The 12,127-nt window shown below is 35.6% G+C and carries 10 protein-coding genes; 3 read left to right on the top strand and 7 right to left on the bottom strand.

The genetic code is table 11. The features are described from left to right. Window positions 1-31: 31 nt before the first annotated feature. Both BR43_RS20720 and BR43_RS09015 read right to left on the bottom strand, forming a co-directional pair. On the bottom strand, window positions 32-286 hold the full coding sequence (locus tag BR43_RS20720) for a GHKL domain-containing protein (RefSeq protein WP_169741037.1): 255 nt from the start codon (window positions 284-286) through the stop codon (window positions 32-34). Between the two features lie 185 nt (window positions 287-471). Beyond that, on the bottom strand, window positions 472-834 hold the full coding sequence (locus BR43_RS09015) for a hypothetical protein (protein ID WP_034561331.1): 363 nt from the start codon (window positions 832-834) through the stop codon (window positions 472-474). A gap of 323 nt (window positions 835-1,157) precedes the next feature. Between BR43_RS09015 and BR43_RS09010 the strand changes: the two genes are divergently transcribed. Together BR43_RS09010 and deoD are read left to right on the top strand one after the other, a co-directional pair. Then, window positions 1,158-1,868: a Crp/Fnr family transcriptional regulator gene (locus tag BR43_RS09010; protein WP_034561322.1), complete on the top strand. Its 711-nt coding sequence runs from the start codon at window positions 1,158-1,160 to the stop codon at window positions 1,866-1,868. A 174-nt stretch (window positions 1,869-2,042) separates the two neighbouring features. Continuing rightward, window positions 2,043-2,744 carry a purine-nucleoside phosphorylase gene (gene deoD, locus BR43_RS09005; RefSeq protein WP_034561319.1) on the top strand — a complete coding sequence of 234 codons (702 nt, stop codon included), beginning with the start codon at window positions 2,043-2,045 and terminating at the stop codon, window positions 2,742-2,744. Between the two features lie 138 nt (window positions 2,745-2,882). Here the strand turns inward: deoD and BR43_RS09000 are convergent, their stop codons facing one another. The 4 genes from BR43_RS09000 to BR43_RS08985 form a co-directional block, all read right to left on the bottom strand. Beyond that, on the bottom strand, window positions 2,883-5,207 hold the full coding sequence (locus BR43_RS09000) for a glycoside hydrolase family 3 N-terminal domain-containing protein (protein ID WP_034561317.1): 2,325 nt from the start codon (window positions 5,205-5,207) through the stop codon (window positions 2,883-2,885). Between the two features lie 23 nt (window positions 5,208-5,230). Continuing rightward, window positions 5,231-6,553, bottom strand: coding sequence for a PTS sugar transporter subunit IIC (locus BR43_RS08995; protein WP_034561315.1), 1,323 nt, complete (start codon window positions 6,551-6,553; stop codon window positions 5,231-5,233). Between the two features lie 348 nt (window positions 6,554-6,901). Beyond that, complete coding sequence (locus BR43_RS08990; RefSeq protein WP_034561312.1) at window positions 6,902-7,882, bottom strand: LacI family DNA-binding transcriptional regulator; 981 nt, start codon at window positions 7,880-7,882, stop codon at window positions 6,902-6,904. A gap of 13 nt (window positions 7,883-7,895) precedes the next feature. Next, window positions 7,896-9,401, bottom strand: coding sequence for a sucrose-6-phosphate hydrolase (locus tag BR43_RS08985; RefSeq protein ID WP_034561309.1), 1,506 nt, complete (start codon window positions 9,399-9,401; stop codon window positions 7,896-7,898). A 211-nt stretch (window positions 9,402-9,612) separates the two neighbouring features. On the opposite strand from BR43_RS08985, the gene BR43_RS08980 reads away from it, so the two are divergent. Further along, window positions 9,613-11,574, top strand: coding sequence for a sucrose-specific PTS transporter subunit IIBC (locus tag BR43_RS08980; RefSeq protein WP_034561306.1), 1,962 nt, complete (start codon window positions 9,613-9,615; stop codon window positions 11,572-11,574). 119 nt (window positions 11,575-11,693) lie between these two features. Here BR43_RS08980 and BR43_RS08975 read toward each other — a convergent pair whose 3' ends face one another. Next, complete coding sequence (locus tag BR43_RS08975; protein ID WP_034561304.1) at window positions 11,694-12,035, bottom strand: hypothetical protein; 342 nt, start codon at window positions 12,033-12,035, stop codon at window positions 11,694-11,696. Between the last annotated feature and the right edge of the window lie 92 nt (window positions 12,036-12,127).

Genomic DNA, 12,127 nt, shown 5'->3' with positions numbered 1-12,127 from the left:
AGCTAATGAGGAATACTATAAAGTTCATCTACTAGATCTTATCGTTTTCTAGCCAAACACATTTTTTAGTTGTTTTTAACAAAAACACACAATTTAAATTCGGTAGAGGTTTGTTGAATTTCAAAATGTCTTTGATATTTTTTACAACCTTTTCGATATTCTTTAAGCCGAATCCATGATTGGCTTTTTTTATTTTCGTTGTAAAATAAGGATGATTTTTTGAATAGGTACCAAATTTACAGCTGTATGTTGAATAGAACAAAAGAAGTACGCTTGTTTTTGACACATAGTTAATTGTAGAAGCCTCTCTTCATAAGGAGTTTTTGATAGAGCGTCAAGGGCATTATCGAGGCGTTGCCTCATAAAATTGCCAGATCACTTTCTTTGATTCCGGTGATATTAATTGGTTTGATATCCATAATTAAGGCGATTGATTGCATGTTGGCGACATCGCTCTGTTAGTTGCGTTATTTAGGCATCTAGAATCAACTCTTCAGTGAAAACGGTTGGATTAGCCATTAGTGTAGCCGTTAAACTTTGCTGCCAAGTTAATCCAAATGATGCGACTAAAACAAAGACAAAAAAGACATTATCACCCATACCAGGGACTAAAACCAATGGAGCATTTGCTATAAGCATACATCCAACGAAAGCCGTTAATCCTGTAGAGATTGTGATCCCTCCATAAGACATCCCTGTCATACTTAAAATAGTTCCATTAACAGCAACAATATAAGAGTTAGCTATAAAAGTTGTGATTCCCGCTAAACCTTCTTTTCTGATTGTTGAACCTCCCTCGGTAATATGAACCCTTGTTTCTAACAAATTTTTCAAAAAATCACTCCTTCTATCGCATTCCTACATCCTTATTTTTATTTAAATTAGTGTAAATGCTTGGTTTTTATTTTCAAAATAATTTACTTCCAGTATGACTATCTAGATTGTCAAAAGCATTGGCAGTAGGCCGTTTTCCAATTACTATACACTCCATTCAAGGCTATCACTTCATCTAATTCAATTTTTCAGACCCTAGTTAAATTCATTTCCATAGTCCTTTTTTCTTCAGTATTTTTGAATAACTTAAATATCTACATTCCCAGTACTGTTATTAAATGATACAATCAGTCTAAATAGTGTTTTTTGAAAGGATGTTTCAAGTGATTGAAAACCTAAAAAATATTGAAATTTTTTCAGATCTATCGAATGAAGAACTCGCTGCCTACGAACACTTTTTTAGAACTAGAAAGTATAAGAAAAATCACATCCTAATGTTTGAAAATGATGATACTGAAGAAATCTACTTTATTCATTCGGGCTTACTCAAAATCTACCGAATGCATGACGGTAAAGAAATAATTCTTGGTATTGCAACACCTGGCGATGTAATTGGTGAAACAGAAGCACTTTCCGATGTTGACTATCGTCTTTCTACTGTGGAGGCACTTTCTGATGTGACCTTATTGACGATCTCTAAAAAGAACTTTCTTTTCTTAATTGATACGCATCCTGTTATTTTAAAAAGAACGTATTCTATTTTAGCCAATCGTACTCGACGTTTAAATCGACTGATTCGTTACTTAACCTTTTTCGATGTTCGTAGGAAGGTAGCCAATTTAATTGTTGATTTTTATTACAATTTTGGCACTACGAATGACGGACTTTCCAAAATCGATATGAAGATTAATCAATCGCTTTTTGCTGATATGTTAGGCGTTTCTCGTGAATCAGTTTCTAAAACACTCAGTGAGTTTCAACATGAAAAAATTATTGAATTTAGAGGGAAATACTTGCATATTATCGACAAGAAAAAATTATTTCTAATTTGTGATGAGGCAGAAGAATTTCAAGATTTAAGAAAGTGGAAATAACGTACTTTTATTTTTATTCTACATTTTGAAAGCGTTTGCTTAAATGGCGTTTATAACAGTAAAATTGTGAAATAGCTCATATTTCTATTGTTATCTTTCTAACGGAACTGATAAATGCTTTGTGTTATATTAGTTTGGAAAACGGATACAAAAAGAATGCTTAGGAGGGATTTTATGAGTTTTCATATTGAAGCAAAGAAAGAAGACATAGCTGAACGTGTCCTATTACCCGGGGATCCATTGCGAGCAAAGTATATTGCTGAAACTTTTTTGGAAAATGCTGTTTGTTACAACCAAGTTAGAGGCATGTTGGGCTACACAGGTACCTATAAAGGTATTCCAATTTCAGTTCAAGGAACAGGAATGGGTATGCCTTCAGCAGTTATTTATATCCATGAATTGATCAATGATTACAATGTTAAAAAGTTAACTCGTATTGGAACCTGTGGCGCGCTTCAAGAAAAAATTGCTATGAGAGATATCTTGATTGCACAAGCGGCTGCTACGAATTCATCAATGATCAGAAATGATTTTCCAACCTATGATTTTCCGCAAATTGGCTCATTTGAATTAATTGATCGTGCCTACCATTTAGGAAGAGAAAAAAAGATGTCTATCCATGTTGGAAATGTTCTATCGGATGATTCTTTCTATAAAGATAAAGAAGATTTCCTGCGCTTAGGCAAGTATGGAGTATTAGGCGTTGAAATGGAAACAGCAGGACTATACTATATGGCAGCAAAATTTGGTGTAGCAGCCTTATCTTTGTTGACAGTTAGTGATCACCTGATTACAGGTGAACAAACTTCTGTGGAAGAACGACAAACAACCTTTAATGAGATGATTATTCTTGCTTTAGAATCAATGATTGGATAGTGATGGCGAAAGGATGGGGCAAAAGTAAATTAATTCAAATAAGTTATTTAGATACCCTGAAGAATTAGCTTATGTATCTAAATAAACCCACAGCCAGTATCAAAAACTCTGATACTGGCTGTGGGTTTATTTAGTAGGTTAGTTTGTAGAGGAATGGAAAGAGAAGGGTTCTTGTAAGCAATCCATCAAAATGGTGAAAGATTCGGCTAATTTAAAACGTTGATCAGCATCATAGTAACATAAGTCCTCATAGCTTAGATAAAAATCAATATCTTGGGCTTCTCCTTTTTTAAAATAATATTTTTCAAAGCCGCGTAATATTTTTTTACGTTGAATGACTGATCCACCAGCTAGCTTTACAAATAATAAAATAGTTTCTTTTGCATCGTAAGAACCAGTATTTTTAATTGAAACAGTTAAATGAAGGTGTTGTCCATTTTCTAAATCATTTTTTGTTAAATTTGAGTTATTTACTGTTATTTTTTGATACTCAAAACGAGTATAAGTTTGACCAAATCCGAAGGGAAGAAGCGGACTGCCTTTTAAGTCATAATAATCTTCTTTCATTGCAATATCCCGTTGATAATAATAGACTGGAAGTTGCCCGCTATTTCGTGGATAGCTAAGACTTAATTTGCCACTTGGACTTTCTTCGCCAGTCAGAAGAGCTGCAATGGCACTTCCGCCTTCTTGACCAGGATACCAAGCTGTTAAAACTGCATCAGAATTCATACAAACTGTTTCAATATCATGTGGCCGACCTTGAATTAAGACAGTGACAATCGGTTTATTTAACGTTTGTAACTCGGTGAATAAGTCCATCTGCTTACCACCGAGAGCTAGACTAGACAAATCGACATTTTCGCCAGAATCCATATTGACTCCCTTAGAAGAAACCGCACCGTTACTTAGAAACTCCATATTAAAATTTCTGGCACTTGATCCACCAAGAACTAAAATAATTAAATCACTTTTAGCGGCTAACTCTACGGCTGCTTGAATATGAGATTCCTGATTAGCTAGATTCCGAATTTCACAACCTAGAGCATACTCAACACTGGATGTCGGAAAAGCTTTGATTAACTCTCTAAAAATAGTCTGCTGTTGCATCTTTTCTGTTTGGGGAGCAGTATAGTCACCAAGCTGATTATAGATGGCATCAGCGTTCGGACCAATGACAGCAATTTTTTTCGCTTCATCTTTTAAAGGCAATATTCCGTTATTTTTTAATAGCGTTATACTTTCTAAAGCCATTTTTTTATTATCTAGAGGATACGTTTTTATTTTTTCTAAAGTAGCTTGACTTGGAGCTTCTACATATGGATTTTCAAATAAGCCTAATAAAAATTTGATACTTAGGACACGGTAAACAGCTTTATCAAGAAGTTCCATCGGGATAATATTTTGTTCTACACCACTTACAATGCTTAAATAAGTTTGATCCCAAAGGCTTAAGTCTACGCCAGCAAAAAGAGCATTTTTAGCGGATAATTCGTCTGAACCATAAATACTATTTAGGCGATCTAAAGCAGTTCCGTCAGCCATGACAATCCCTTGATAGCCAATTTCTTTTCGCAATAAAGTTTCCAATAAATAATGATTAGAATGACAAGGAACGCCGTCTAGATCATTGTAAGCAGCCATCACACCGACCGCATTTTTGGTGCTTTTAAGCAGCGGATAATAAAGTTCCATAAAATCACGTTCGCCAATCGAAACGGCTCCTGAATTATGTCCGCCAATTGCATCACCTTGAGCAATACAATGCTTCAAAACGACGCCAATCTGCGAAGGTTGGCGATTAATTTCTCCAACCGTTTGATGTACAAAATCTTGCGCATCGGTGATTAAATCTTGTTGAAAGCCTTTAACAATCGAGTGGTTAAAAGCCGCTGCTAGATAAGGATCTTCCCCATAACATTCTTCCGTTCTGCCCCAACGAGGATCACGGCTTAAGTCTAATGAAGAGACTAGGGCTAGATGCACGCCTTTCATCGCTAATTCTTCTGCCATATTCCGTGAAGTTTCCTCAATTAACGCACGATTAAAGGAATTTCCCTTTCCGATATTTGTTGGATAGGAAACGCTACCTAAGCCTTGATGACCATGTGGACACTCCTCAGCAAATAAAACTGGAATGCTTAAGCGAGAATGGGTAATGACATAGTGTTGAATTTTATTTGCAAGTCGCCAGCTATCTTCAGCAGGGACCCCGTTTTTCTCATTAACCTGTGACCAAGGATCTGCTCTAAATAAACCATAGAGTGCGCCTAGTCCACCGCCAAGAGCGACATGATCTTTTAAGTAATCTGTCAGTTCAAAAGTATTATCGAGTTTAGCATAGGTTTTCCAACCATAAAGGTGTTGATTGACTTGTCCGACTTTTTCTTCTAAGGTCATTCGTGCCATTAAATCAGTAATTCGTTCATGAATCGTTAATTCAGGATTTTTATAGTTAGCCATTTTCATAACAGTCCTTTCGTTAATTAAATTGCTTCGATTTTAGCTGCTTTATTGCTTGCTAAAACAAATGGGATAAATAAGATAACATCTAGAACCAATAAGATGATGGCTAATAAGGCAGCTGGAATATTTCCACCAGTCGATACCCAAGCTTGAATAACGGGCGGTGTAATCCATGGTGCCGCCGCAACTGTCCGTCCAATTAAGCCGGCACTTGTAGCAAGATAAGCAATAATTAGGTTAATGGATGGAATTAATGCACAAGGAATTAAGAAAATAGGATTCATCACAACTGGTAAACCAAACATAATAGGTTCTGCAATATTAAACAAACTTGGAGCTAAACCTAACTTCGCAATATCTTTTTGTTCTTTTCTTTTTGAAACAATAAAAATTGCAAAGATTAAAGGTAAGATACAGCCACCGCCACCTAACAGCCCAAAACTACCAATAAAAGGCTCAGTGACAATATTTGGAATATGTTTTCCAGCTTCAAAAGCAGTCATATTTTCTTGGATGGCTTCTAACATTGGAGCTGATTTGATTGGAGATAAGATACTTGAACCGTGCATCCCAAAGACCCATAGAGTATCTGAGATGAATTGTAAAAATAACATTCCAGGAGCAGAAAGGACAAAGCCTTTTAATGGAGTTTGAATAATAGTGTCAACAATTTGTGGAACAGTTAAGCCTGTTGTTTGATCCAGTGTGAAGATAACGATTACAAAAATAATAATTACTAACACTTCTGGAATTAAAGAATTAAACGAAGTAGCAACGGCAGGAGGAACACTATCAGGCATTGAAATACGTAACTTTTTAAAACGTGATAAAGCGACAAATAATTCAGTCCCTAACAAAGCAGCCAGCATTGCCAAGAATAAACCAGAGGAAGAGGTCAGCCCCTGCAGATATACACCTGCAACTTCAGCAGTTTTTCCATCAGCCAGAGTGACAACACTATTTAAAGGCATCATCATAAACATTAAAGCTAAACTCAAACCACCCGCATGAGTAGGACTAAATCCAGGGTTATTAATTCTGCCAGATTTTACATACCAAGTTGCTAAATTAAATCCAATATTATAACAGACTAGAATAGCTAAAATTCCCATAGAACCATTATTTACAATCCCCGCTAAACCGGCTAAGGCACTTAGATCAATAATTTTCATCACAAATTCATTTGAAAAAACAACAGCATTTAAAAGAATAAAGAAGGATGCTGCCATAATTAAAGGCATCGTTACAATAAAGCTATCTCGAATAGCGCCAAGATGACGCTGGTTGTTCACTTTTGAAGCAATAGGTAATAGTTTCTCTGATAAGTTGTCAATAAAATTCATAGTAAAGTTCTCCCTTTTTGAAGTTAGTTTAGTAAACAAACAAATTGAAGTGCAGTGTACTCAATGATTTGAATCGATTCAAGTTGATAATAACAGGGATTCAATATAATTGCAATCGCTTTTTCTAAATCTTGATTCTAAAAAGGCTTTTCTTGAACGTATTTTTTTAGTGTGTCTATAACTAAGCAGATTTTTAATAGGAAAATAGAAGGGTTACTGTTTGTTAAAATGCTTTAGATGAAGAGTCTCGCTATAGCTTGACTGACATTTAGTCAAATAAGTTTAGGAAGTCGAGTAAAATCTTAAATAAAAAAACAACCAAAACTTATTGTTTTGGTTGTTTTTTATTTAAGTTGAGCGTCCTTGGATCAGTTTTACAGGTAAAGTATATTCTCGCTCTAAGGGTGCTTCCTTATCGGCAATTCGTTGCAATAACAGATCAATTAATAACATTGCACAGTCGTCAATTGGTTGAACAATAGTTGTGAGCTGAGGAAAGTAAGTTTGAATGAATGACGTTCCATCGTACCCAACAAGTTTCAGATCATCAGGCAAAGTTAAGTTTAAATTTTTAGCTTCATTCATCGTTAAAATCGCTGTCATGTCATCGGTACAAAAAATGCTATCAACGGTTTCTTCTTTTAGAATTTTTCTGATTTCTAACGATTTCAAGGCGGGTGAATGCTGTCCATCGAATTCAAATACATGAGGTTCCAATTGGAAACGCTGGATAGTATCTAGATAACCTTCTAAACGACTATTTGTCGGTGAATTAGATTGATTTGTTCCAGTAAAAATTGCTACATTTTTCCCACCACTCTGAATTAATGCTTGGGTAGCAATTTGTCCACCTTGGAAATTATCACCACCAACAATCGGGATACTATCTGCTAGGAAGCGATCAAAGGAAACAATGGGTAGACTAACATTTTCATATTCTTTAATTCCAAGATTATGAGCGCCAGCTATAATGCCGTCCACTTTGTTAGCCGCCAACATTCGTAGATATTCTTGCTCTTTTTCTTTATTATCAGCACTATTACATAGAATAACTTTATAGCCTTTTTCAAATAATTTATTTTCAATTTTTTCAATTAATTCACCGTAAAAAGGATTGCCAACGGAAGGAAAGATGACGCCAATTAATTTAGTTGATTTACCTTGTAAGGAGCGGGCTAGTGAATTAGGTTGATAGTTTAATTCATTCATTGCCCAGTGAACTTTGTCGATAGTTTTTTGACTTAGATAGCCATAATTATTAATGACTCGAGAAACGGTTGTAGCAGAAACGCCAGCTTTTTTAGCGACATCGGTTAATTTAATAGTCATAGTTATCCTTTCTTTAAGGAGTTAATGAGCGATTTAGCTCCCATATTTCCCCGCGATACTCTCCTGAATTTATACCAGAAATTAGCAAGCTTGTTTGAGTTTCATCTGGGAAAAGTCGTAGGGTGATTACTTTAAATCCATGGTTAATAAAAATCTCACATACAGAATGGTCTACAAAAATAGTAAGAGTAAGCTCTGTATGACTTGGCAAATCAATCTCTCGAGTTACTCCAAACTCTTCTGCAAAGGGCACTCCAGATTTTGATCGATCTACCGTTAGTTTACCAGATACTGTATCAAAATATAAGCGTAAATACTGATTTATCAGCGAATCAGCAAAAAGTTTCAATTCTCCAATCTCATTTTTCGGAAGCTTTAATTCAGCTTCGTAGGTAAAAGAAGTATTTGAGATTAATTCTTGTTCGTTCTTCGCTAACTTACCAGAAAATGAACGCTGATTCGTTCTAAGTTTTTTTAGTTCTTGGACTGGATATTGATAAAGTTCACCATCTTTAATTGTCAGTTCCTTGACTAAACTTAAGCAATGTAGCCAGCCTTCTTCATAGGTAGGATAGTCAATTTCGGGCAAACCAATCCAACTGACACATAATGCGCGCCCATCAGGAGCATTGAAAGCTTGAGTTGCGTAAACATCAAAGCCCTCATCGAGATTTCTAAGTGTCGTTGCATCTTCAATAGTCAACGTCTTTTTAGTAAAGGAGCTACCTAGGATATACGTGTTTGGATAGATATTTTGATAACTTAAGTCAGAGGTCGCTAATCCCTGTGGACAAAATAATAAAACGGGTTGATTTTCAATAAAAACTAAATTAGGACATTCCACCATAAAACCCATTGGTAAATCCGTATAAGTTAAATTACCTAGCCATTGCCAATCGGTCAGGTTTGTTGACTCAAAGACCGCAATTTTCCCTTGAAGTTCTGTATCTTGGGCGCCAATAATGGCTAAATAGCTATCTTCATAAGAGAATAGTTGTGGATCACGAAAATTTTGGGTATAACGTTCTGTATCTGTTAGAATTAATGGTGTTTCGATTTTCGTAACCTGATTCTCTTGATTCATCCAAGCTCCTAATTGCAAGGCTTTTCGCTCCCATTCGTGATTGCGAATATTACCGGTATACATTAAGAATAACTTATCGTCAATGGGCAAAGCAGAGCCTGAATAAACCCCGTGGCTATCATTTTGGCTATCTGGAAGGAGTGGAATCCCTTGATAATTCCAATGGACTAAATCATCAGAAATCATATGAACCCAAGATTTAATACCGTGAACAGGTCCATAAGGAAACGCCTGATAAAATAAGTGCCATTGATTGTTAAAATAAGAAAAACCATTAGGATCGTTTAGTAATCCAGATTGTGGTTGAATATGATAAGCCAGACGCCAATCTGATTGTTGAACCTTGCTTAGTAAGTTTTTTATATATTCTGGACTCCAGCTTTGATAAGGTTGGTAGCGTAATTCAGTCGTCCAGTTAGTAAGTTGTGTCATCATGAAAATCTCCTCCATATAGAAAGCGGTATCTTTCTATATAGAATACGTCAAATTACAAAACATGTCAAACGTTTATCATATTTAATTCTTTATTTAAATGAAAATGCATTAATTAGTTTTATCTTTATGTTTTTTTATGATAAACGTTTGACATAAAATTAAAATGATGTATGATATAACTATAAAAACGATTTCAAAAGGAGGAACTAGCATGAACCATAAACAAGTTGCAAAAGAAATAAATGAGGCTTTGGGTGAGAATAATATCCAAGCAGCCGCTCATTGTGCAACCCGATTACGATTAGTATTAAAAGATGAAACCCAAGTGAATCAAGAAAAATTAGATGCGATTGAGGATGTAAAAGGAACTTTTCAAACCAATGGTCAATTTCAGATTATTATTGGACCAGGGGATGTAGATAATGTTTATGCAGAATTGACGGCTTTAACTGGAGCTAAGGAAGCATCAACAGATGATTTGAAAGCCGTTGCATTAGAAGGTAAAAAAGTAAACCCAATTATGGCTTTTATTAAAGTCTTATCTGATATATTCGTTCCAATTGTTCCGGCCTTAGTAGCCGGTGGTTTGTTAATGGCATTAAACAATGTGTTAACCGCTCAGAATTTATTCGGCCCAACCTCAATTGTAGAAAATATACCTGCAGTTAAAGACTTAGCAGACATTATTAACTTGATGGCTTCGGCTCCATTTGCTTTTTTACCTATTCTAGTTGGATTCTCAGCTACAAAACGTTTTGGAGGCAATCCTTATCTAGGTGCAACCATGGGAATGATCATGGTTATGCCAAGTCTTATCAATGGATATGGTGTTGCGAATGCAATTACAGATGGTTCAATGCCTTACTGGAATATTCTTGGAATGGATGTAGCACAAGCCGGTTATCAAGGTTCTGTTTTACCAGTGCTAGCAGTTTCCTGGATAGTAGCAACATTAGAAAAATTCTTCCATAAACGTATTTCAAAAGCGTTTGATTTTACGTTTACCCCAATGTTAGCCATTATTATTACAGGCTTTTTAACCTTTATTCTAGTCGGACCCGCTATGCGAATTGTTAGCGATGGTTTAACCAACGGTTTAGTATGGTTATATGATACAACAGGTTTCCTAGGAATGGGTATTTTCGGTTTGTTTTATTCTCCAATTGTCATTACGGGGTTGCATCAAAGCTTTCCAGCAATTGAAACAACCTTACTGGCAGATGTAGCAAAAACAGGTGGTTCTTTTATTTTCCCAATCGCTTCAATGGCCAATATTGCTCAAGGAGCAGCTTGTTTGGCAATCTTCTTTATTACAAAAAATGATAAACAAAAAAGTTTGGCGTCTTCTGCGAGTATTTCCGCATTATTAGGAATTACCGAACCAGCTATTTTTGGTGTTAATTTGAAACTAAAATTTCCTTTCATTTGTGGTATGATCGCAGCTGGAATTGCGTCAGCGTTTATTGGTTTATTCCATGTATTATCGGTTGCGATGGGACCAGCAAGTGTGATTGGATTTATCTCAATTTCTGCAAATTCAATTCCGATGTTTATTGTTTGTAGCATTATCAGTTTTGTGTTAGCTTTTGCAATGACTTATATTTACGGCAAAAAAGTGATGGCGGTTGAAACAGCTACAGGAACTTACAATGTCGTTGCTGAAGAAATTAATGAAGATCCAACAAGTGAAGCAGGAGTAGTCCGAGATGAAATGATTTATGCCCCTGTTGCAGGAGAAGTTGAAAGTTTAAAACAAGTGAATGACAAGATCTTTTCTGCTGAATTAATGGGTAAAGGAGCAGCAGTTAAACCAAGTGAGGGAATTGTCTATGCGCCGGCAGATGGTGTCATAACTGTGACCTTAGCGCATGCATACGGGATGAAGACAGACAAGGGCAGTGAAGTGTTGATTCATGTTGGACTGGACACAGTTGAGTTAAAAGGAGAAGGGTTTACTACTGCTGTTACTAATGGTCAAAGAGTGAAAAAAGGCGACCAAATAGGAACTTTTGATTTAGCTCTATTAGCTAATAAAGGCTACGATTCAACAGTTATGGTGATAATCACAAATACATTGTCTTATGCTAATGTGGAGCGAATAACTGGAAAAGAAGTTAAGGCAGGAGATCAGCTAATTGCTTTAACCCAAACGAATAGTGGTGCAATGTTGTAATAAAGTAAGAATGTGAGTGGATAACACTGCTAGTTTAGATGGAAATCAGTTAAATAAAAATAAAAAACTGCAAGAAATCAGCATTTGTAAAAATGGGTTTCTTGTAGTTTTTTAAATTTTTAAACATAAAAGTCCTCATCCAACAAATCCCACTCATCAGGTTTACCCGTATCGTTTTCTGTAAGATGATTAGTAAGGTAGACTCCGCCGTGCCCTATTACAAATTCAACTTGTTTACTCTCATCTGAAATAAAATAAGAGGTTTCATCAAATTCGTCTGGCATAAAAGAAGCTGGATATTTAACTGCGACAACCCATGCATAACCTATAATACCAAACACATTTTCATAAAAAACAACACATTCATCACTATCAGTTGATAGATTTTTTGTTAACTTATATTTTTCAATATACTCATTCGCAATAGTATAGGCCTCTCTTTTTGTTAAGTTTGTTTTCATAATTAATTCAATCCTTTCCAATCAAGTGGGGGATAGCAACCATTTTTCATTTGAAAAGTATAAATTGTGAAGCTTTAATGAACCGACATTAC

Origin of the sequence: Carnobacterium gallinarum DSM 4847, assembly GCF_000744375.1 — a bacterium.
Taxonomy (GTDB): domain Bacteria; phylum Bacillota; class Bacilli; order Lactobacillales; family Carnobacteriaceae; genus Carnobacterium; species Carnobacterium gallinarum.
Note: the sequence above shows the minus strand (reverse complement) of the source record. Positions and strands in the feature narration are given on the sequence as shown.

Excerpts from the sequence above, each read along its gene's own strand:
- BR43_RS08975 (WP_034561304.1), bottom strand. The coding sequence starts at position 12,035 with ATGAAAACAAACTTAACAAAAAGAGAGGCCTATACTATTGCGAATGAG.
- BR43_RS08985 (WP_034561309.1), bottom strand. The coding sequence starts at position 9,401 with ATGATGACACAACTTACTAACTGGACGACTGAATTACGCTACCAACCT.
- BR43_RS08990 (WP_034561312.1), bottom strand. The coding sequence starts at position 7,882 with ATGACTATTAAATTAACCGATGTCGCTAAAAAAGCTGGCGTTTCTGCT.
- BR43_RS09000 (WP_034561317.1), bottom strand. The coding sequence starts at position 5,207 with ATGGCTAACTATAAAAATCCTGAATTAACGATTCATGAACGAATTACT.
- deoD (WP_034561319.1), top strand. The coding sequence starts at position 2,043 with ATGAGTTTTCATATTGAAGCAAAGAAAGAAGACATAGCTGAACGTGTC.
- BR43_RS08995 (WP_034561315.1), bottom strand. The coding sequence starts at position 6,553 with ATGAATTTTATTGACAACTTATCAGAGAAACTATTACCTATTGCTTCA.
- BR43_RS08980 (WP_034561306.1), top strand. The coding sequence starts at position 9,613 with ATGAACCATAAACAAGTTGCAAAAGAAATAAATGAGGCTTTGGGTGAG.